Here is a 22344-nt window from a genome sequence, read left to right as displayed (position 1 = left end):
GGTGTTTCCGATGTCACATCACTATGAGAACACCACCGGCTACGGCCCTGCTCAGGTCGTCGACGACGAAACGACCGGCGGTGCCGGCTCCTGCTTTGCCGACCACCGGCTGTGGAGCTTGGCGAGCATCAGATAGATGATCGGCGTCGTATAAAGCGTCAGGATCTGCGAGACGACCAGGCCGCCGACGATGGTGATCCCCAGGGGGCGGCGCAGTTCCGCCCCGGGGCCGGTGGCGATGATCAGCGGGATGGCACCCATGAGGGCTGCAAGCGTCGTCATCAGGATCGGGCGGAAGCGTTTGAGGCAGGCCTGGTAGATCGCCTCCTCGGAGGGCAGGCCGAGCTTGCGTTCGCCCTGCAATGCGAAATCCACCATCATGATGCCGTTCTTCTTGACGATGCCGATCAAGAGGATGATGCCGATGAAGGCGATGATCGTCAGCTCCGTGCCGCTGATGACCAGCGCCAGCAGCGCGCCGAGACCGGCAGACGGCAGTGTCGAAATGATCGTCAGCGGATGCGCCAGGCTCTCATAGAGAATGCCAAGCACGATATAGACCGTCAGCAGCGCCGCCAACAGCAGCAGCGGCTGGCTGCCCGAAGACTGCGTGACGCTGGCGGCGTCGCCGGCGAAATCCGCATGGAGCTCATCGGGCAGGTGCATGTCGAGCACCGTCTTCTGAATGGCATCGTTCGCCACTTGCAGCACGCTGTTGAGCGCCAGATTGTAGGAGATCGTCACGGACGGATATTGCCCCTGGTGATTGACCACCAGCGGCGCCAGCGTCCGGTCGATCGACGCCACGGCGCTGAGCGGGACCTGTGTGCCATCCGAGGCGGGCACATAGAGCTTGGAAATATCGTTGGGATCGCGGGCGTAGTCCGGGTTCGCCTCCAGCACGACGCGATACTGGTTGCGCTGGGTGTAGATCGTCGAAACCTGTCGCTGCGCGAAGGCATTGTTGAGCGCCGCGTCGATCGACTGGATGCTGACGCCGAGCCGTGAGGCTTCGCTGCGGTTGATGTTGACCGTCGCCTGCAGACCGTTCGGCTGCCGGTCGGTGGCGACATCGGTCAGCTGCGGCAGCGCCTGCATGCGCTCCAGCACCTTCGGCGCCCATTCCACCAGCTCGTCGTAATTCGCACCCCAGATCGTGAACTGATACTGCGATTGCGACGAGCGCGCCCCGGCGCGGATATCGCCTGGCGAAAACAGGAAGGTGCTGAGACCGGGAATGGCCATCAGCTGCTTCCGCAGCCGGTCGATCACCTCGGCGGTCGACGCGCGTTCCGATTCCGGCTTCAGCGAAATAAACAGCGAGCCACGATTGATCGAGCTGGAAAACCCGCCTCCACCGACGGACGAGCCGACACCGGAGACGGCCGGGTCTTTGCCGACGAGATCGGCGGCCTGCTGCTGCAGCTTGACCATGGCCGGATAGGAAATATCGGTCGCCGCCTGCGTGCCGCCCTGGATAAAGCCGGTATCGTCTTGCGGGATGAAACCCTTCGGCACCTTGACGTAGAGATAGGCGGACATGACGACACAGGCGAGGATGACGAGGACGGAAAGCACGCGATGATGCAGAACCGCCTTCAGCGTCCGGCCATAGAAATTGGTAATCGCGCCGAGCGTCCCCTCGACGATCCGGGCAAATAGGCCCCGCTCGGCCTCCATGTCATGCGCGCGCAGGCGATGACCGCAGATCATCGGCGTCAGCGTCAGCGACACCAGGGTGGAGACGACGATGGTGAAACCGAGCGTCAGCGAAAAGGTCTGAAAGAACCGGCCGACGATGCCGCCCATGAAGAAGAGCGGAATGAAGGCGGCGAGCAGCGACAGGCTGATCGAAACCACCGTGAAGCCGATCTGCTTCGCGCCCTCGAGCGCCGCCCGCATCGGCTTCATGCCGCTTTCGAGATTGGCGTAGATGTTCTCGATCATCACGATGGCATCGTCGACGACGAAGCCGACGGAGACGGCGAGCGCCATCAACGACAGATTGTCGATCGACAGTCCGAAGAGCCACATGGCGGCAAAGGTGCCGCACAACGACAACGGCACGGTGACGCCGGCCGCAAAGGTCGGCGTGGCACGCCGCAGGAAGACGAAAACCACGCCCATCACCAGGCAGATGGTAGCAAGCAGCGTCCATTGCATATCGGTGACGCTGGCATGGATCGTCGTGGTGCGGTCGGAGAGAACGGCGATATGGATACCGGCTGGGATCAGGCGTTGCAGCTCCGGGATCAGAGCCTTGACGCCATCGACCGTGGCGATGACATTGGCGTCCGCTTCCTTGGTGATGTTGAGCAGCACGGCAGGCTTGCCATCGAACCAGGCGTCGGAGCGGCTGTTGCGCACGCCCGGCTCGACGGTGGCAATATCGGAGAGACGCACGGCTGTGCCGTTGGCATTGCTCACGACGAGACGGCCATAGGCCTCGGGTGTCCGCAACTGGCTGTTCAGGGAAATCGAGAAAGCGGAGCTGCTGCCATCGATCGAACCGACCGGGCCGAGCGTATTGGCATTGACGATCGCCGTACGCACATTGTCCAGCGCCAGGCCCATGGCGGAAAGCCTGTCCGGATCGAGCCTGACGCGAACGGCAGGCTGATCGGCGCCGCTGACCGACACCTGCCCGACACCGTCGACTTGCGATATGCGCTGTACGGCGATCGTATCGGCAGCGTCATAAACTGCGCTTGCCGGCACATTGTCGGAGGTCAGCGCCAGGATCAGCACGGGAGCCGCGGCCGGATTGATCTTGCGGAAGGAGGGCAATGTCGGCAGGTCGCCTGGCAGGTCGGTCGCCGCCGCGTTTAGCGCCGCCTGCACGTCCTGCGCGGCGCCGTCGACGCTGCGCGACAGATCGAACTGGGCGACGATGCTGCTCGATCCGAGCGAGCTGACGGAGGTCAGCTGCGTGATGCCGGCGATGGTGCCGAGGTGCCGTTCAAGCGGTGCGGCAACGCTCGCCGCCATGCTGGCGGGATCGGCACCGGGCCGGCTGGCCGAAACGACGATCGTCGGCAGGTCGACGGTCGGCAGGCTTGCCACCGGCAGGAAGCGATAGGAGACGATGCCGAGGATCATAAGCCCGATTGCCAGAAGCGTCGTCCCGACGGGACGTTTGATGAACGGCTCGGAGAGGTTCATGTCTCACCACCCACAACATCGTCCAGCTCCGGAGCCGGCATGCCGGTCGGCCGACCGACGATGCGGGCACGCAGGTTCTCGAAGGCGAGATAGATCACCGGCGTCGTATAGAGCGTCAGGAGCTGCGACAGCACGAGGCCGCCGATGATGGTGATGCCGAGGGGCACGCGCAGCTCCGCTCCCGTGCCTTGCGCCAGCGCCAGGGGCAGCGCGCCGAAGAGTGCCGCCAGCGTCGTCATCATGATTGGGCGGAAGCGCAGGATCGAGGCTTTCAGGATCGCCTCGCGCGGCGGGAGCCCCTCCTTGCGCTCGGCCTCCAGCGCGAAATCGATCATCATGATCGCATTCTTCTTGACGATGCCCATCAGGAGCACGATGCCGATCAGGGCGATGATCGACAGATCCTGGCCGAACAGCATCAGCGCCAGCAGCGCACCGACGCCCGCCGACGGCAAGGTCGATAGGATCGTTATCGGATGTACGGCACTCTCATAGAGCAGCCCAAGCACGATGTAGATCGTCACGACGGCCGCGAGGATGAGCCAGGGCTCTCCGGCGAGCGACGAGGCGAATTCCTCGGCGTCGCCGGAATAGCTGCGCTGGATGGTATCAGGCATGCCGATATCCTGCTCGGCCGTCTGAACCTCGGCGACGGCGTCGCTGAGCGAGGCACCCTTGGCGAGATCGAAGCTGATGGTCACGGCCGGAAACTGCTCGTCGTGGCTGATGACCAAGGGCGCCGTCGTAAACGTCGCCGTGGTGAAGGCATTGAGCGGCACCTGCGTGTCGCTCGTGCCGGCAACGTAGAGCTTGTCGAGCGATTTCGGGTCCGACTGATATTGCGGCGCCGCCTCCAGGATGACGCGATACTGGTTGGCCTGACCGTAGATCGTGGCGATCTGCCGCTGGCCGAAGGCGTCATTCAGCGTGTCGCTGACGGCCTGCATCGAGACGCCGAGGCGCGAGGCGGTCTCGCGATCGACATCGACGAAGATACGGCCGCCGCCCATTTCCACCTCGGATGAGACATCTATCAGCTTCGGGCTCTGCTGCAGCCGCTGCGCCAGCTTTCCGGCCCAGTCGACCACGGTCGCCGTGTCGGTGGCGGTGAGTGTGTATTGATAGGACGAGCGGCTGGCCCGCGTGCTGATCGAAATGTCGCGCACGCTCTGGAAGGTGACGTGAATGCCGGGCAGATCAGCCACTTCATCGCGCATCCGGTCGATGATGTCGGCCGCCGAGGAGCTGCGCTCGTTCCTCGGTTTCAAGATGAGGCTGAGATTACCGGTATTGAGCGTCAGGTTGCTGGCGCTGGCGCCGATGACGGAGACGACGCCCGTCACGTCCGGATCCTTGCGCAGCCGGTCGGCCACGGTCGCCTGCGTCTGCTTCATCGCTTCGAAGGAAGTAGTCGGCTCGGTCTCGACGACGGCGGTAATCAGGCCGGTATCCTGCGGCGGCAGGAAGCCCTTGGGGATGACGATGTAGAGCGCGATGGTGGCGGCCAGCGTCACCGCGGTGATCAGCAGCATCAGGGTGCTGCGGTCCACCGCCCAGACAAGGCTGCGGCGATAGCCCTCGATCAGCCACTCCATGAAACGGTCGGCGCCTGCCAGGAACCCGCTGCGGTGCTCTTTAGGCTTGCGCAGGATGCGGGCACACATCATCGGCGTCAACGTCAGCGAAATCACCGCCGACACCACGACGGCGATGGTCAGCGTTAAGGCGAATTCGCGGAACATCCGCCCGACAATGCCGGTCATGAACAGCAGCGGGATGAAGACGGCAACCAGCGAGACGGTCAGCGAGATGATGGTGAAGCCGATTTCGCCGGCGCCCTTCAGCGCCGCCTGCATCGGGCTCTCGCCCTCCTCGATATGACGGGCGATGTTCTCGATCATCACGATGGCATCGTCGACGACGAAGCCGGTGCCGATGGTCAGTGCCATCAGCGAGAGGTTGTCGAGACTGAAGCCGGCGAACCACATGACGCCGAAGGTCGCGATCAGCGACAGCGGCAGGGCGACACCGGCGATGAAGGTCGCCGTCACCGTGCGCAGGAAGAGCAGAACGACGAGAATGACGAGGCCGATGCTGACGACGAGCGTCCATTGCACGTCATGGATCGAGGCGCGGATGGTCTCGGTGCGGTCGTTGACAATGTCGAGCGAGATGCCGGCCGGCATTGCCTGCTTCAACTTCGGGAGCTGCTTCAACACGCTTTCGACCGTCTGGATGACGTTGGCGCCCGGCTGGCGCATGATGTCGAGGATGACGGCGGGCTGGCCCTGATACCAGGCGCCGACGCGGGTATTCTCCAGCCCCTCGACGACCGTCGCGACATCCTTCAACTGCACCGGCGCATTGTTGCGATAGGCCACGATGACGGATCTGTAGATGGCGGGATCGACAATCTGGTCGTTGGCGGCGAGCGTGAAACTCTGGTTCGTGCCGTCAAGAGCGCCCTTGGCACCGGCGACGCTGGCATTGGTGATTGCCGTGCGCAGATCCTCCAGCGCCAGACCGTAGGATGCGAGCCGCGGCAGGTCGGCCTGGATACGGATGGCGGGCTTGACGCCGCCCTGGATGCTGACGTCGCCGACACCGGAGACCTCGCTCAGCCGCTGCGCCATCATCGTGTCGGCGAAATCGCTGAGTTCGCGGATCGAATAGCTGTTGGACCGCAGCGCCAGCGTCACGATCGGCGTATCGGCCGGATTCACTTTCGAATAGGTCGGCGGATAGGGCAGCGTGCGCGGCAGCGTCGATCCCGCGGCATTGATCGCCGCCTGCACGTCCTGCGCCGCCCCATCAATATCGCGGCCGAGATCGAATTGCAGGGTGATCTGGCTGATGCCGAAGGCGCTCGAAGAGGTCATCGACGCCAGCGACGGAATCTGGCCGAGCGGCCGCTCAAGCGGCGCGGTCACCAGTGCCGCCATCGTGTCGGGATCGGCGCCCGGCAATTGCGTCGTCACCCGGATCGTCGGAAAATCCACCTGCGGCAGCGGCGCGACCGGCAGAAAAAGAAAACCGAGAATGCCGCCCAGCAGAACCGCGACCCCGAGAAGCGAGGTGGCGACCGGCCTGGAAATGAAGAGCGACGAGACGTTCATTGCTGCGGCGCTGGCGTGGCGGGAGACGCGCCCGGAGCAGAGCTGCCACTGGAATCCGTACCCTGATTGGGGTCGGCGACATTCTGACCATCTCTACCGCTATCCCCGCTCTTACCATCTCGGCCACCACTGCCACCCTTACCGCCTTGGCCGCCCTTACCACCCTGGCCATTGTGTCGATGATGCGACTGCTGGCCGCCGGTGGCATTGGCATTGCCTTGACCGTTTTGAGGATCGTTCCCCGCAACCGGCTGCCCTTGATCATCCGCTGCCGGCGCATTTGATGCTGCCTGATCCGGAGTGGTCGAAATCTGCACCTTCGAACCATCCTGCAGGCGGGCAAAGCCCGTCGTCACCACCTTGTCACCGGCGGCGACGCCATCGGCGATGACGGCCAGCGAATCGTCCTGCTGACGCACCTTCACCGGCTTCATGGAGACCGACTGATCCGGCTTGATAATATAAACGAAAGTGCCGTTCGGTCCGCGCTGCACGGCGGCGGTCGGGATGACCGTGACGCCCTTCAGCGTCTCGACCAGCAGGCGGGCATTGACGAAGGCGCCCGGCCAGAGCGCCAGTTTGTCGTTCGGGAAATTGGCTTTCAGTTTCACAGTGCCCGTGGTCGGATCGACCTGATTGTCGACCACCGCCAGCGAACCGTTGTCGACCACCGTCTGACCGTCGCTCCCCATCGCCTGGACCGCAAGCACACCGGCCGCACTGGCCGCGTTGATGCGGGCAAGCTGCTGCTGCGGAATGGAGAAGAGGACGGAAATCGGCTTGATCTGCGACAGCGTCACGATGCCCGTCGTGTCGGAGGAGCTGACGAGATTGCCGATATCGACATTGCGGATGCCGGTGCGTCCGTCGATCGGCGCCTTGATCGTCGTGTAGTCGAGCGTCGCCTGCGCGCTTTCGATGGTGGCCTGGTCGACCTGGACCTGCGCCGTATATTGGGCGACCAGCGACAGCTGCGTATCCACTTGCTGCTGCGTGCCCGACGCACTCTTGACCATGAGCTGATAGCGGGCAAGGTCACGCTGCGCACCGGCGAGCAGAGCTTCGTCCTGCGCCTTCTTGGCGATCGCCTGGTCGAGCTGGGCCTTGTAGACCGCATCGTCGATGCGGGCAATGACGTCACCCTTCTTGATGTCCTGGCCCTCGTCGAAATCGATTTCGACGATCTTGCCGTTGACCTGTGCGCGCACCGTGACCGTGTTCAGCGCCTTCACCGAGCCGACGCCGTCGATATAGACCGGGACATCGGTGGTCGCCGCATCCGCCGCCAGCACCGGAACGGGTCCGCTGAACTGCGAAAGACCGCCGCGCCGCCCGCCGCCGCCCTGGCGCTGGCCACTCCGGCGTTCGCCCTGAGCCTGCTCGCCGGGCGCAGCCGTGCCTTGAATGCCAAATAGGCGCTCCGCACCGCCAAGCCAGCGATCCCGCGTCGCGTAGGCGCCATAAGCCACGGCGCCAATCACGACTACCGATATCAGGACCCGAAATGTCCGAGCCATCAACACACCTTCCTTCAGGGCGCCCGGCTTTCAAACAATCCGCCGACGCAATATGAGCGCGACTTTAACTTGCATCGCCGCGCTTAGGAATTTGGTTAGGCCATTAAATTTTGTCCATTTTCGCGTGGCTTAGCTTAACAAACTGTCACATTGAGCAAAAACTAGGGTTGTGGTTGCAAAAGAACAACCGGCAGCGCACGTCCTCGCTGTCCTCTCGGAAATGCCGGCATGGATCGGGAATTCAGTGCTTCGTAATCTAAAGTACACCCCAGCCGCGATAACGCCCGCGCCCGGTCATTTCGCGCACACCGAGTTCGGCCACGAGGTTGAGTGCGCCGCGGGAGGTGACGCCGGCATGGCGGGCGATCATCTTGGCGGAAACGATCGGCCGCGACAGAACGATCTCGATGACGCCGGGTAGGCTGCTGTTCGACCTGCGATCCTTCAACCGCCGCTCCATCTGCTGCTTGGCAAGCGACAGGCGATCGAGCTCCTTCAGCCCCGCGTCAGCCGAGAGCGCCATCGCTTCCAGAAAGGCCATCAGACGTGTGGTGCGATCCGGGGCGCGACGGCGTTCGTGGCGAACGGATTTCAGGCCAACATTCAGGCAGAGAAGATGCGATGTTACTTTGCCGCGACTGCGCAGATAGGCACTGACGAGCAGGCCGCCCAGCCAATGCTGCCGCCGCAGCGGCTCGATCCGCTCCCAGGCGTCGAAGAGCACAGCAGCAGCCAGGGCAGGCGGCAGAAGATCCGCCTGGCGGATGAGGGCGCGCCAGCTCTCCAGCCGCTCGCCTTCATCCCAGTCCTCGTCATGGATCAGGCCCAGCGGATCGTCCACGCTTTCGGGCCGGGCATCCGGAATCTCTCCGTTCAGTACCTGATCGGAGCGGGCAATCACCGCATCGATCTCGGCAAAATCCACGCCGAAATCATCTTCGTCCTCGTCATTTTCTTCCAAATCCGCTTCCATGCCTGGGACGGGCGCGGGACGCGGTGTGGCGGTTTCCTCGACCTCACCGATATCACCACGCAGCGTCGCGAGACCGGCGGCTTCCAGCCCCCAGGAAGGCTCGGCATTCCATAGCCGGCGGCGGACGCGCAGTACGGCATGGGCAATGGTCAGCTCATGCGTCGGCGTGCGGGCATCCATGCGCGCATCATGCAGTACGAGATCCTCGACATGCACCAGCTCGCCGCCGACCCAGAGCGCGCCGACTGCATCGAAAAAATGCCCGCGCTCGCGGAAACCGTCGGCGACCACATGTCGCAAGACCCGCTCATCCAGCCGCGCCAGCATATCCTCCGCCCTGGTCATCGCAGGCAGAAGCGTCGTCAACGGCAAGGAGGAAAGATCATATCGCATTGGAATCACATGATTGCTTCGATCTTGCGGAACTTATCACCATGCGGGGCATCGGGCCAGAAAACACCCTCTTTCAACTGTGGACAGGATTTCCTATTTTTTCGCTTGACCTTCCAGTAACGGGAAGGTTCATAAACCTATCCGACGCTCACTTCCGGGCACTGGAGTTTTCCATGGCATTGCATGACGAACATGATCACAGCCATCACGGCCACCATCACGGCGAACAGCAGGATACGGTGATCCGCGATCCTGTCTGCGGCATGACCGTCGATCCCAAGGCGGGCAAGCCGTCGCTCGAGTATAAAGGCCGTACGTTCCATTTCTGCTGCGACGGCTGCCGGAAGAAATTTGAAGCTGCGCCGGAAAACTATCTGACCGCCAAGGATCCAGTCTGCGGCATGGATGTGGACCGCGCCAGCGCGCGGCATTTCCTGAAGCATGAGGGCGAGAAATTCTATTTCTGCTCCGCCGGCTGCAAGGCCAAGTTCGAGGCTGAGCCCGCCACCTATCTCGACGGCAACAGGCCGGCACAGATGCCGGCGCCGAAGGGCACGCTTTATACCTGCCCGATGCATCCGGAGGTCGTCAGCGATCATCCCGGCGATTGCCCGAAATGCGGCATGGCGCTGGAGCCGATGGGCATCCCCGCCGCCGATGAAGGCCCGAACCCGGAGCTTGTCGATTTCACCCGCCGGCTCTGGATCAGTGCTGCGCTGTCGCTGCCACTCCTGATCCTCAGCATGGGGCCGATGCTCGGCCTGCCGCTGCGCGACTGGATCGGCGAGCCCACCGCCACGTGGATCGAGCTTGCGCTGGCAACGCCGGTCGTGCTCTGGGCCGCCCTGCCCTTCTTCCGCCGCGCCTGGAATTCGTTGGTCAACCGCAGCCCCAATATGTGGACGCTGATCGGCCTCGGCGTCGGCACGGCCTATCTCTACAGCCTCGTCGCCACATTGGCACCCGGCCTGTTCCCGATGGGCTTTCACGGCCACGGCCAGGCCATACCCGTCTATTTCGAAGCCGCATCGGTCATCGTCGCACTGGTCTTTGTCGGCCAGGTGCTGGAGCTGAAGGCGCGCGAGCGCACCGGCTCGGCGATCCGCGCGCTGCTCGACCTCGCCCCCAAGACCGCGCAGCGCGTCAGTGCCGACGGCAACGAGACCGATGTGCCCGTCGATCAGATTCAGGCCGGCGACCGGCTGCGCGTGCGCCCCGGCGAGCGCGTGCCGGTGGACGGCTCCGTCGTCGAAGGCCAATCGACCATCGACGAATCGATGATCACAGGCGAACCGCTACCGGTTGAAAAGACCAAGGGCGATGCGCTGACGGGCGGCACGATCAACAGGAACGGTACGCTGATCATGCTGGCCGAAAAGGTCGGCGCGGACACGACGCTGTCGCGCATCGTCGAACTCGTTGCCAAGGCGCAGCGCTCACGCGCGCCGATCCAGACAATGGTCGACCGCGTCTCCGCCATCTTCGTGCCCACCGTCGTCGCAGCGGCCATCATCGCTTTTGCCGTATGGGCCTTTATCGGGCCGGAGCCGCGCCTTGCGCATGCGCTGCTGGCCGCCGTCGCCGTGCTGATCATCGCCTGCCCCTGCGCACTCGGCCTGGCAACGCCCATGTCCATCATGATCGCCACGGGCCGCGGCGCGCAGGAAGGCGTGCTGGTACGCGATGCGGAAGCACTGGAACGCTTCGCGAAAGTGGACACGCTGATCGTCGACAAGACCGGTACGCTGACCGAAGGCAAACCCAATCTCACCGACATCATCACCGCAACGGGCACCGACGAAGCACGCCTGCTGTCGCTCGCCGCCAGCCTGGAGCGTGGTTCCGAACATCCGCTTGCCGAAGCGATCGTTGCCGGCGCCGAGGAGCGCGGAGCACAGTTCGTCGAGATTTCCGGCTTTTCGGCAATAACTGGCAAGGGAGTCGAAGGCCGCGCCGACGAAACCGCGATCGCGCTCGGCAATGCTGCGATGATGACCGATCTTGGCATCGCGACCGACGCCCTAAAAGTCGAGACCGAGCGCCTGCGCGGCGAAGGCAAGACTGTGATGTTTGTCGCCATCGACAGGAAGCTTGCCGGCCTCGTCGCCGTTGCCGACCGGATCAAGCCGACCACGGCTGCCGCCATCAAGGCGCTGCATGACAGCGGCCTGAGGATCATCATGGCAACCGGCGACAACGGCAAGACCGCCGCTGCCGTTGCGAAGCAGCTCGGCATCGACGAGGTGCGCGCCGACCTGTTGCCGGAGGGCAAGAAGGCGCTGATTGACGAGCTGCGGGCCAAGGGCCGCGTCGTCGCCATGGCCGGCGACGGCGTCAACGATGCGCCGGCGCTTGCGTCAGCCGATGTCGGCATCGCCATGGGCACCGGCGCCGATGTCGCCATGGAAAGTGCGGGGATCACGCTGGTGAAGGGCGATCTCAACGGCATCGTCCGGGCGCGGTATCTCTCCGAAGCGACGATCCGCAACATCAAGCAGAACCTCGCCTTCGCCTTCGGCTATAATGCGCTTGGCGTTCCGCTCGCCGCCGGCGTGCTCTATCCGGTCTTCGGCCTGCTGCTGTCACCAATGATCGCAGCGGCAGCCATGAGCCTGTCCTCGGTCTCGGTCATCGCCAATGCGCTACGGTTGAGACTGGCGAAATAAGGAGAGTTCAGATGAATATCGGCGAAGCATCCGGCCGCTCCGGCCTGCCGGCCAAGACCATCCGCTATTATGAGGATATCGGCCTCATCCGCCCCGACCGCGGCGGCAACGGCTACCGCGACTACGGCGACGACGACGTGCACAAGCTGCGCTTCCTGCACCGCTCGCGCAGCCTTGGCTTCTCCGTCGACGAATGCCGGCAATTGCTGGCCCTCTACGAAGACAAAAGCCGCGCCAGCGCCGACGTCAAGGACATCGCCTCGTCAAAGCTGACCGAAATCGACCGCAAGATCCGCGAACTGACCGAACTGCGCCGCACGCTGGAGTATCTGGTGCATGCCTGCCATGGCAATGCGCGGCCGGATTGCCCGATACTGGAGGAGTTGTCGGAACACACATAATAGGCTGAGTCACCCGCCCTCACCCTTCGAGGCTCTGGCCTTCGGCCTACACACCTCAGGGTGAAGGCTGATCTCTTCGACGAAAATCGGGGCCGCTCCGCCTCAGGGTAAAGACTGATCCCTTTGGCAAGTAACGCATTCTCTCCGCCTCATCCTGAGGTGCTCAGACGGTGAAGCGATAGCGGAAACGACTGAGCCTCGAAGGACGAGGTGGGCCCGTGCGTCACCCAACCCGCTCTACAGCAATCGCCGTCGCCTCGCCGCCGCCGATGCACAACGCCGCGACGCCGCGTCTTGCGCCCTGTTGCTCCAGAGCATGCAGCAGCGTCACGATCAACCGTGCGCCGGTGGCCCCGATCGGGTGGCCGAGTGCGCAGGCGCCGCCATTGATGTTGAGGCGGTCGCGGGCGATGCCGAGATCCTTGGCGGCGGCCATGGCGACGACGGCGAAGGCCTCGTTGATCTCGAAGAGATCGACATCGCCGACCTTCCAGCCGGTCTTTTCCAGCACTTTGCGGATCGCCGGGATCGGCGCCGTCGTGTACCAGGCGGGTTCCTGGGAATGGGTGGCGTGCGCCTTGATCTCGGCGAGGATCGTCAGACCTTCGCGCTCGGCGATCGAGCGCCGGGTCAGGATCAGGGCAGCGGCACCATCCGCATTGGCCGAGGCACTGGCGGCGGTGATCGTGCCGTCCTTGCGGAACGCCGGTTTCAACGTCGGGATCTTTTCCGGCGAAACCTTCTGCGGATGTTCGTCCTTGCCGATTGTCACCGGGCCACCCTTGGCGGAAACGGAAATCGGGGTGATCTCGGCCTCGAAGGCGCCGGTCTCGACCGCCTTGCGGGCACGCGTCAGCGTCTCCACGGCATAGGCATCCTGATCGTCGCGGGTGAACTGATAGGCTTCGACCGCCAGTTCACCGAAATCGCCCATCGAGCGGCCTTTCTCATAGGCATCCTCCAGCCCGTCAAGCATCATGTGGTCGAAAATGCGGTCATGGCCCATACGGTAACCGCCGCGCGCCTTGGCGAGCAGATAGGGGGCGTTCGACATCGATTCCATGCCGCCGGAGACTACAATGGAAGCCGAACCGGCGAGAATCAGGTCATGCGCCAGCATGGTCGCCTTCATGCCGGAACCGCAGACCTTGTTGATGGTCGTCGCGCCCACCGCATCCGGCAATCCCGCGCCCTTCGCCGCCTGCCGGGCCGGCGCCTGCCCCTGCCCCGCCGGCAGCACGCAGCCGAACAGCACCTCGTCCACCTTCTCCGCCGATAATCCGGCGCGCTCCAGGGCAGCGCGGATGACATGGGCGCCAAGCTCCGGCGCCTGCAAGGATGACAGCTCCCCCTGGAAGCGGCCAAGCGGCGTGCGGGTGGCGGAAACGATGACGACGGGATCGATTGCGGACATGATGGCTCCTCCCAGCCTGCAATTTCAGAATCGACGCTATAGCTAACACGTTAGATGATGTTCGTCATGTAAATATGTCGGAAACATCCTTTCGGAAAAACGGTTGCATCGCTACAGCAAGGCCGATTGTCCTCCTCGCGGACATGCCCTATGGATATCCTATTCTAAAAAAATGGATATCCAATGCCCCTCTACATCAAGGATGATGCCATCGACCGGCTGGCGCGGCGCTATCAGGCGCTGACGAAAAGCTCAACCAAAACCGAAGCCGTGCGACTGGCATTGCAAAAGGCGCTGGATGAAGAACTGACCAAGCCGGCACTTGCCGATGTCGCCGTCGCCTTCTGCCGCAATCTCAAGCAGAAGGCCGCGGACAAAGCCGCTGGTGGCAGCACGGTGGGAGAGGCCTGATGCTTATCGACACCTCGGTATTATCCGCAATGATGACCGACGAGGAGGAAGCCCACAGCTTCGCCATCCGCATGCAGGCGGCAACCGCGCGCATGACCACGCCGATGGCGGCGGCTCAGGCGGCGATCGATATCGCCGCGCGTCTAGGCCTGACCGCAACCGAGGCCGGCGACGCCGTTCGGACCTTTCTGCAACTGATGAACATCCAGCTTCTGGCCATTCCGCCACGCGCCGCCTTTCTGGCGGTGGAAGCATATGATCTCTTCGGCGAGGGCCGCCATCCGGCAGCGCTCAGCCTTGGTGATTGCATGACCTACGCCTGCGCCCGCTATTATCGCCAGCCACTATTGGCGAAAGGCGACCAATTCAGCCGGACCGACATCGAAGTGGCCTAGGCCACCCGATGCAATAGTGCCGTCAGGGGCAAAGCGAGGCCGCCCCTGCGGTATACGAGTTCGAGCGCGCACCCACGGAGTTCGGCGCGGCAGCGCATTGCAGCCGGGAGATGGAATCACCGGCGCGGATCGGACCGGTCACCGAAGGGTCGGTGTTGATCGTGCCGTCGGGCAAGATCGCGTCCTTCGAGTGATCGACATTGCCGACATCGGCCTGAGCCGCATCGACCTTTAGTCTCTTGGGATGGTGCTTTTGCACGGATTCCGCCCAAGCGGCGCTGGACACGCCGATGACGAGAGCCGAAATAGCGAGAGTTTTGAGCAGCATGAGACTGCCTCCTATGGGAGTTGAAGCCCTATCTATATGGGGCCAGGCGCGCCGATTTACAGCGGTGGGAAGACCAAATATCGCAAGAGTTTGAGGGACCAGATCACGCCTTGATCTTGTGCCGCGATACTTCCGCGCCGGCATCGTGCCGCAGGCTGAGAAAGCGCAGCGACGAGACCGCGCCGATCAGGGCGATCACCAGGAAAGCCCAGCGGAAATCGATGAGGGAAAGCGTCTCGCCACCGTGAATGGTGCGCGAGAGATTGAGTACGGCGGCGGCAACGGCAACGCCGAGCAGCAACGAGACCTGCTGCAGCATGCTCGACAGGGTCGACGCGGAACTGCGCTGCGACGCGTGGATATCGGCGAAACCCAGCGTGTTCAACGCGGTAAAATTCATCGAGCGCGACAGGCCGGCGGCAAGCAGCAGACAGTAGATCAACCAGTTGGAGGTCGATGGCGATAGCAGCGCGAAGCAGCCGATGCTGATCGACGAGATCAGGCCATTGATGACAAGCACGTTGCGAAAGCCGAAGGTTTTCAGCGTCTGCGTCGTGATCGCCTTCATGCCGAGATTGCCGGCGAAATAGAAGAGCAGATAGGTGCCGGCGTCGATCGCGGTCAGGCCGAAGCCCACCTGGAAGAGCAGCGGCAACAGAAAGGGCGTGGCGTTGATCGCCAAACGGCTCGCCGTGCCGGCCGAAAGCGTCGACATGGCGAAGGTCTGGACCTTGAAGGCGGAGAGATCGAGCAGCGGCGCGTCAACCCGCATGAAATGCCGGGTGGCGATGACGGAAAACACCGCACCGGCAGCGATCAACCCAACGCTGACCGCCAGGCCCGTCGTGCCCTGTACGACGAATTCGAGGCCGGCGAGCATGAAGGTCAACCCCGCCGCTGATTGGAAGAAGCCGACGAGATCGAGCCTCGCGACCTTCTCCTCGCGCTGGTCCGGCACGAAGCGCAGGACAAGGACGAGCCCGATAATGCCGATCGGGATGTTGATCAGGAAGTTCCAGTGCCAGCTCAGATAGGTGGTGATGAAGCTGCCAAGGATAGGACCGATGACGGGCGCTGTCAGCGCCGGCCAGGTGATCATCGACATGGCATGCACCAGATCGGACTTGCGCGCGTTTTTCAGCACGATGATGCGACCGACTGGCGTCATCAGCGCGCTGCCGATACCCTGCACGGCGCGGGCGGTGACGAATTCCGTAAGATTGCCGGAAAGGCCGCAGAACAGCGAGGCGACCGTGAAGAGGGTGATGGATGCCAGGAACACCCGCCGGGCGCCATAGCGATCCCCCGCCCAGCCGGCCAGCGGCACGAAGGCCGCCATGGTCAGCAGATAGACCGTAATGCCGATGCTCATCGACACCGGCTCGATGCCGAATGTCCTGGCCATCTGCGGCAGCGACGTCGTGACGATCGTGCCGTCCAATATCTGCATGAAGAAGGCGACGGCGACGACGAAAGCGATAATGCGGGATTGCCGGCCGAAACTTTCCTCGGAAGGCTGCTCTGTGGTCTGGACGACGGTCATGGCACGGGATTTCGGAGATGGTGTTATGGATAGCCGGGCGTGCCCGACAGCAATCATATGATCAATGCATACGCCCATCGCCGCCGGTTGCAAAGCCGCAATCGAACCCCTGAGCTATTAAAAAGATGGCCGGCCCCATAAGAAAAGCGGCCGCGACGGCGACCTCAGTCGTCGGAATATCGCTGCTCGCGCCAGGGATCGCCATACATGTGATAGCCGTTCTTCTCCCAGAAGCCGGCCCTGTCGGCACCGATGAATTCGATGCGCATCAGCCACTTGGCACTTTTCCAGAAATAGAGATGCGGCACGACGAGACGCATCGGCCCGCCATGTTCGGGCGTCAGCGGCTGATCTTCCCAGGCTGTGGCGAGGATGGCATCCTCGGCGGCAAAATCGGCAAGCGGCAGGTTAGTGGTGTAGCCGTCATAACTGGTCAGCAGCACATGATGGGCCTCGGCCGTCGGCATGACGACATCAAGCAAATCGCGCGTCGAAACCCCTTCCCAGCGATTGTCGTAGCGCGACCAGGTGGTCACGCAATGAATGTCGCTGATTCGGGTGCTCTGCTCGATTGCCTGGAAGGCGGTCCAATCGAGGCTGAGCCGCTTTTCCACAAAGCCGAACACATCGAGCCGCCAGCTTGACAGCGACACCTGCGGCTGCTCCCCGAGATCAAGCACCGGCCAGTTCTTGACCAGATGCTGCCCTGGAGGCAAACGCTCCGTTTCCGGCCGGCTGATCCGACCAGTCAAGAACTTGCCCTCGGCGGCCCAGCGGCGCTTGGAGGTGGTGAGCTTGCTGTCGATGGGGATCTGATCGTCGCTCATGGAGGCATCCCTTTTGCTGCGAGGCAATAGGATATCGGAGACCGGTGGGTGTCAAGCAGACGGCTGGAGCCTGGATGCGCGGACTAGACCCCGTGAAGCTCGATCACAAAGAGCTGCGCCACTCCTGAAACCGAATGTCGCGCTCCAGCCGCGTCCTCGACAAGCAAACAATCGCCAGCCGAAAGCGTCCGATCACCGATATCGAGATGCCCTCGATGGCAAAGAACCAGCGCCGTCTTGCTGCCAAGGGCAAGCTCGTCACCACCATCAATACCGATAGGCCGCACCGAATGCGTGAAGCGCCCCCGCCGAGTCATCACATTCAGATCCGTGATCGCACCATCCACCAACGTTGCCGATGTCGGCGCATCCGCCGCAAAGGACAGCGGGTCGCTGCCCTGCGTCAAGAGCACTGGCTCGCGTCCCTCGATGAAGAGGGTCATGCCCGCGCCTTCGAGGATCGATAGCGTGCGATCAATGCCGGAGAAGACCGAGAACGGCCCATCCGTGGCGACCGTCGCCATGCTGACGCGCCAGTCGAAATCGGCAAGCCCCGCGGCGGCGGGCGAGACGGCGATCTCCACCGTCTCGCCGCCGCCGTTTTTCCAGGGCATGCGTTTGTAATCGCTGGCGCGCAGTATCCGCATGGAGATCAGTTCCCCAGGATGCCCGGCAGCCGCAGACCCTTGTCCTTGGCGCAATCAAGCGCGATGTCATAGCCCGCATCGGCGTGGCGCATGACGCCGGTGGCCGGGTCGTTCCACAGCACGCGTTCGATACGGCTTGCCGCGTCGTCGGTGCCATCGGCGCAAATGACCATGCCTGAGTGCTGCGAAAAGCCCATGCCGACGCCGCCGCCATGATGCAGCGACACCCAGGTGGCGCCGGACGCGGTGTTGAGCAGGGCGTTGAGCAGAGGCCAGTCGGAAACGGCATCCGATCCGTCCTTCATCGCTTCCGTCTCGCGGTTCGGCGAGGCGACGGAGCCGGAATCGAGATGGTCGCGGCCGATGACGACAGGAGCCTTCAGCTCGCCATTCCTGACCATTTCGTTGAAGGCGAGGCCGAGACGCTCACGATCGCCGAGACCGACCCAGCAAATACGCGCCGGCAGGCCCTGGAAGGCGATGCGCTCGCGCGCCATGTCCAGCCAGTTGTGCAGATGGGTATTGCCCGGGGTGAGCTCCTTCACCTTGGCGTCGGTCTTGTAGATATCTTCCGGATCGCCCGAGAGAGCAGCCCAGCGGAAGGGACCGATGCCACGGCAGAACAGCGGGCGAATATAGGCCGGCACGAAGCCGGGGAAGGCAAAGGCGTTTTCAAAGCCTTCTTCCTTGGCGACCTGGCGGATATTGTTGCCATAGTCGAGCGTCGGCACGCCGGCATCCCAGAAGGCGACCATGGCCTCGACATGCGTCTTCATCGACGCACGAGCGGCAGCTTCGACAGCCTTCGGATCGCTCTCGCGCTTGATCTTGTGTTCGGCGACGGTCCAGCCGAGCGGCAGATAACCGTTCAGCGGATCATGTGCCGAGGTCTGGTCGGTGACGATGTCGGGGCGCGGGCCACCGGCCTTCATGCGCTTGACCAGCTCCGGGAAGATTTCGGCGGCGTTGCCGAGCAGGCCGACCGATTTGGCTTCGCCGGCCTTGGTCCAGCGGTCGATCATCTCGAGCGCTTCGTCGAGGCTCGTTGCCTTCTCGTCGACATAGCGGGTGCGCAGGCGGAAATCGATGCGGGTCTCGTCGCTTTCGACGGCGAGGCAGCAGGCGCCGGCCATGACGGCTGCCAACGGCTGCGCGCCGCCCATGCCGCCAAGACCGCCGGTCAGGATCCACTTGCCCTTGAGGCTGCCGTTATAATGCTGACGGCCAGCTTCTACGAAGGTTTCATAAGTGCCCTGCACGATGCCCTGCGTGCCGATATAGATCCACGAGCCGGCGGTCATCTGGCCGTACATGGCGAGACCCTTCTTATCCAGCTCGTTGAAGTGATCCCAGGTCGCCCAGTGCGGCACGAGGTTGGAGTTAGCGATGAGTACGCGCGGCGCGTCCTTGTGGGTGCGGAACACGCCGACCGGCTTGCCGGACTGCACCAGCAGCGTCTCTTCCTCGGTCAAGGTCTTCAGCGTCGCGGCGATGCGGTCGAAATCCTCCCAGGTGCGGGCGGCGCGGCCGATGCCGCCATAGACGACCAGCTCGTTCGGATTTTCCGCAACGTCGGGGTCGAGATTGTTCATCAGCATCCGCAGCGGCGCTTCGGTCATCCAGCTCTTGGCGTTGAGCTCCGGACCGCGAGGGGAGCGAATTTCGCGGATGTTATGGCGTGGGTTGGTCATGTCATATCTCCAGGGAAGGCAGAATATCGGCGGATACGGATGCATTGAGCGCGCCGGAGGCGACGAGGTCGCTGGCGGCCTTGAGGTCGTTTGCCATATAGCGGTCTACATCGAGCGTCGGCACGACGCTGCGGATGGTGGCAATGGCAAGGGTCAGTTCGGGGCTGGTGGCCAGTGGCGCGCGAAACTCGACGCCCTGCGCCGCCGTCAGCGCCTCGATGCCGACGATGCCGAAAAGATTGTCGGTCATCTGCAGGAGGCGGCGTGCGCCATGGCAGGCCATGGACACATGGTCTTCCTGATTGGCTGACGTCGGCGTCGAATCGACGGAGGCCGGATGCGACATCTGCTTGTTTTCCGACATCAGTGCCGCCGAGGTAACCTCGGCGATCATCAGCCCTGAATTCAGGCCAGGCTTCTTGGCAAGGAAGGCCGGCAGGCCGTAGCTCAAAGCCGGATCGACCAATAGCGCGATGCGGCGCTGCGAGATCGCGCCGATCTCACAGACAGCAATGGCGATCTGATCGGCCGCGAAGGCGACCGGCTCGGCGTGGAAATTACCGCCGGAGACGACGGAATTGTCGGAAAGCACGAGCGGATTGTCGGTGACCGCATTGGCCTCGATTTCAAGCGTGCGGCCGACCGAACGCAGGAGGTCGAGGCAGGCGCCGTCGACCTGCGGCTGGCAGCGGATGCAATAGGGATCCTGCACCCGTTCGTCACCTTCGATATGGCTTTCGCGAATGACTGAGCCGGCTAGCAGGCCACGAAGCGCTGCGGCAGTGTCGATCTGACCCTGATGGCCACGCAGCGTATGAATATCGGGATGGAACGGCGCGGAAGAGCCCATGGCGGCATCCGTGGACATGGCGCCGGTGATCAGGGCCGCCTGCGCGGCGCGATGGGCGCGGAACAGACCGGCCAGCGCAAGCGCGGTCGAAACCTGCGTGCCGTTGATCAGCGCCAGGCCTTCCTTGGCGGCAAGCACGACCGGCGTCAGCCCGGCCTTTTCAAGCGCCGCAGCGCCATCAAGCCGTTCGCCGGCATAAAAGGCTTCGCCATGGCCCATCATCACGGCCGTCATATGGGCGAGCGGCGCAAGATCGCCGGAGGCGCCGACGGACCCCTTCTCCGGGATAACCGGCACGACGCCCTTCTCCAGCATCGCCTCGATCAGCCGCACTAGTTCAAGGCGCACGCCGGAAGCACCACGGCCGAGCGAGACCAGCTTCAGCGACATGATCAGGCGGACGACATTCACCGGCAGCGGCTGGCCGACGCCGCAGCAATGCGAAAGAATGAGATTGCGCTGAAGCGTAGCGACATCGGAGCTGTCGATCTTGATTGAGGCCAGTTTGCCGAAGCCGGTGTTGATGCCATAGACCGGCGCATTGCCGGCGGCGATTTCGGCGATACGGGCGGCGGCCCTGAGGATACCCGCATCGAAAGAGGCATCGAGCCTGACGGGCTCGCCGGTCCAATAGATCGCTGCCAGCTGCTTCAGCGAAACAGAGCCCGGATGAAGAGTAACGGTCATCGGTCGAACCTTTCGCCCTTAAAGACGTGGGCATACAGTGGATTGAAGCCGATGCGGTAGACAAGCTCGGCGGGGCTTTCGATATCCCAGATGGCGAAATCGGCCGACTTGCCGGCTTCCAACGTGCCGGTTTCGGACAGCAGGCCAAGCGCACGGGCACCTTCGCGGGTGGCGCCTGCGATGCATTCCTCGACCGTCAGACTGAAAAGGGTCGCCCCCATGTTCATCGTCAACAACATCGAGGTTAGCGGCGAAGTGCCGGGATTGCAGTCGGTGGCGATGGCGATGGCAACGCCGGCCTCGCGCAGCGCCTTGACCGGCGGCTTCTGCTTTTCGTGGATGGCGTAGAAAGCGCCGGGCAGAAGGACGGCCACCGTGCCGGCCGCCGCCATCGCCTTCACGCCGTCCTCATCAAGATATTCGATATGGTCGGCGGAGAGAGCGCCGTAGGAGGCGGCTAGCTTGGCGCCACCGAGATTGGAGAGCTGTTCGGCGTGCAGTTTCACCGGGATGCCGAGCGACTTGGCCAGATCGAAGACGTGGGCAATCTCGGCGGGCGAAAAGGCGATGCCCTCGCAGAAGCCGTCGACGGCGTCAGCCAGACCCTCAGCATGCGCCTGTTCCAGACCCGGCAGCACGACGTCGGTAATATAGTCACCGTTGCGGCCCTTATAGTCGGCGGGCGTCGCATGCGCGGCGAGATAGGAGGTGACGACACGCACCGGGCGGATCTTTTCCAGCCCGCGGGCGGCCCGCAGCATCTTCAGTTCGGATTCGATGCTGAGGCCATAGCCAGACTTCACCTCGATCGTGGTGACGCCTTCGGCCAGCAGCGTATCCAGGCGCGGTAGCGCGGCTTCGATGAGCCCATCGACGGAAAGAGCCCGGGTCGCGTTGACCGAGGAGACGATGCCGCCGCCGGCTCGCGCGATTTCTTCGTAGCTTGCGCCTTGCAGCCGCATTTCGAACTCGCGGGCACGGTTGCCGCCGTGGATAATATGCGTATGGCAATCGACGAGACCGGGCGTGACCCAGCGTCCCTCGAGATCGATGCTCTCGATATTGCCAACGTCAGGCAGATCGCTTTCGTTTCCCACGAAAACGATACGGCCGTCCCTGGTCAGGATCGCACCCTTCTCGACAATGCCGAGCCCAGGCTCACCTTCTTTCAAGGTCGCCAGACGGGCATTGCGCCAAAGGCAGCTCTTGCCACCGGACTTTAGGTCATCTTCGGAAAAATTGTTCCCACGCATCAGCTTTACGCCTTTCCTCATGGGTTCATAATGTATATACATAATAAAAAGCCTGACAAGAGGGATTTTG

16 protein-coding genes are annotated in these 22344 nt (G+C 63.1%); 4 read left to right on the top strand and 12 right to left on the bottom strand.

Annotated elements, in window-relative coordinates:
* Positions 1 to 51 precede the first annotated feature (51 nt).
* From AB6803_RS20000 to AB6803_RS19985, 4 genes are all read right to left on the bottom strand, one after another.
* Positions 52 to 3162 carry an efflux RND transporter permease subunit gene (locus AB6803_RS20000; RefSeq protein ID WP_371110513.1) on the bottom strand — a complete coding sequence of 1037 codons (3111 nt, stop codon included), beginning with the start codon at positions 3160 to 3162 and terminating at the stop codon, positions 52 to 54.
* Positions 3159 to 6278 carry an efflux RND transporter permease subunit gene (locus AB6803_RS19995; RefSeq protein WP_371110512.1) on the bottom strand — a complete coding sequence of 1040 codons (3120 nt, stop codon included), beginning with the start codon at positions 6276 to 6278 and terminating at the stop codon, positions 3159 to 3161. The genes AB6803_RS20000 and AB6803_RS19995 overlap by 4 nt, the downstream gene beginning before the upstream one ends.
* A complete protein-coding gene (locus AB6803_RS19990; RefSeq protein ID WP_371110511.1) occupies positions 6275 to 7795 on the bottom strand; it encodes an efflux RND transporter periplasmic adaptor subunit in 1521 nt (506 codons plus the stop codon). The genes AB6803_RS19995 and AB6803_RS19990 overlap by 4 nt, the downstream gene beginning before the upstream one ends.
* Before the next feature lie 256 nt (positions 7796 to 8051).
* Positions 8052 to 9161, bottom strand: coding sequence for an RHE_PE00001 family protein (locus AB6803_RS19985; RefSeq protein ID WP_371110510.1), 1110 nt, complete (start codon positions 9159 to 9161; stop codon positions 8052 to 8054).
* A 173-nt stretch (positions 9162 to 9334) separates the two neighbouring features.
* On the opposite strand from AB6803_RS19985, the gene AB6803_RS19980 reads away from it, so the two are divergent.
* A complete protein-coding gene (locus tag AB6803_RS19980; RefSeq protein ID WP_371110509.1) occupies positions 9335 to 11827 on the top strand; it encodes a heavy metal translocating P-type ATPase in 2493 nt (830 codons plus the stop codon).
* Positions 11828 to 11838: 11 nt separating this feature from the next.
* Positions 11839 to 12228: a Cu(I)-responsive transcriptional regulator gene (gene cueR, locus AB6803_RS19975; RefSeq protein ID WP_371110508.1), complete on the top strand. Its 390-nt coding sequence runs from the start codon at positions 11839 to 11841 to the stop codon at positions 12226 to 12228.
* Positions 12229 to 12451: 223 nt separating this feature from the next.
* Here cueR and AB6803_RS19970 read toward each other — a convergent pair whose 3' ends face one another.
* Positions 12452 to 13642, bottom strand: coding sequence for an acetyl-CoA C-acyltransferase (locus AB6803_RS19970; protein WP_371110507.1), 1191 nt, complete (start codon positions 13640 to 13642; stop codon positions 12452 to 12454).
* A gap of 183 nt (positions 13643 to 13825) precedes the next feature.
* On the opposite strand from AB6803_RS19970, the gene AB6803_RS19965 reads away from it, so the two are divergent.
* Entirely contained in the window at positions 13826 to 14053 is a 228-nt protein-coding gene (locus tag AB6803_RS19965; protein WP_371110506.1) for a type II toxin-antitoxin system VapB family antitoxin, read from the top strand.
* On the top strand, positions 14053 to 14448 hold the full coding sequence (locus tag AB6803_RS19960) for a type II toxin-antitoxin system VapC family toxin (RefSeq protein ID WP_371110505.1): 396 nt from the start codon (positions 14053 to 14055) through the stop codon (positions 14446 to 14448). Before AB6803_RS19965 ends, AB6803_RS19960 begins: the two co-directional genes overlap by 1 nt.
* Positions 14449 to 14470: 22 nt before the next feature.
* Here AB6803_RS19960 and AB6803_RS19955 read toward each other — a convergent pair whose 3' ends face one another.
* The 7 genes from AB6803_RS19955 to hutI all read right to left on the bottom strand — a co-directional run bounded on the left by AB6803_RS19955 (position 14471) and on the right by hutI (position 22274).
* On the bottom strand, positions 14471 to 14776 hold the full coding sequence (locus tag AB6803_RS19955) for a hypothetical protein (protein ID WP_371110504.1): 306 nt from the start codon (positions 14774 to 14776) through the stop codon (positions 14471 to 14473).
* 103 nt (positions 14777 to 14879) lie between these two features.
* Entirely contained in the window at positions 14880 to 16319 is a 1440-nt protein-coding gene (locus AB6803_RS19950) for an MFS transporter (protein WP_371110503.1), read from the bottom strand.
* Between the two features lie 164 nt (positions 16320 to 16483).
* Positions 16484 to 17146 carry a sulfite oxidase-like oxidoreductase gene (locus AB6803_RS19945; RefSeq protein ID WP_371110502.1) on the bottom strand — a complete coding sequence of 221 codons (663 nt, stop codon included), beginning with the start codon at positions 17144 to 17146 and terminating at the stop codon, positions 16484 to 16486.
* Between the two features lie 83 nt (positions 17147 to 17229).
* Positions 17230 to 17793: a HutD family protein gene (locus tag AB6803_RS19940; protein ID WP_371110501.1), complete on the bottom strand. Its 564-nt coding sequence runs from the start codon at positions 17791 to 17793 to the stop codon at positions 17230 to 17232.
* 5 nt (positions 17794 to 17798) lie between these two features.
* Positions 17799 to 19484, bottom strand: coding sequence for a urocanate hydratase (gene hutU, locus AB6803_RS19935; RefSeq protein WP_371110500.1), 1686 nt, complete (start codon positions 19482 to 19484; stop codon positions 17799 to 17801).
* A gap of 1 nt (position 19485) precedes the next feature.
* On the bottom strand, positions 19486 to 21021 hold the full coding sequence (gene hutH, locus AB6803_RS19930; RefSeq protein WP_371110499.1) for a histidine ammonia-lyase: 1536 nt from the start codon (positions 21019 to 21021) through the stop codon (positions 19486 to 19488).
* On the bottom strand, positions 21018 to 22274 hold the full coding sequence (gene hutI / locus AB6803_RS19925) for an imidazolonepropionase (protein ID WP_371110498.1): 1257 nt from the start codon (positions 22272 to 22274) through the stop codon (positions 21018 to 21020). The genes hutH and hutI overlap by 4 nt, the downstream gene beginning before the upstream one ends.
* Positions 22275 to 22344 lie beyond the last annotated feature (70 nt).

Source organism: Rhizobium sp. RCC_161_2, from assembly GCF_041355235.1.
In the GTDB taxonomy this organism is placed as follows: Bacteria; Pseudomonadota; Alphaproteobacteria; order Rhizobiales; family Rhizobiaceae; genus Rhizobium.
Note: the sequence above shows the minus strand (reverse complement) of the source record. Positions and strands in the feature narration are given on the sequence as shown.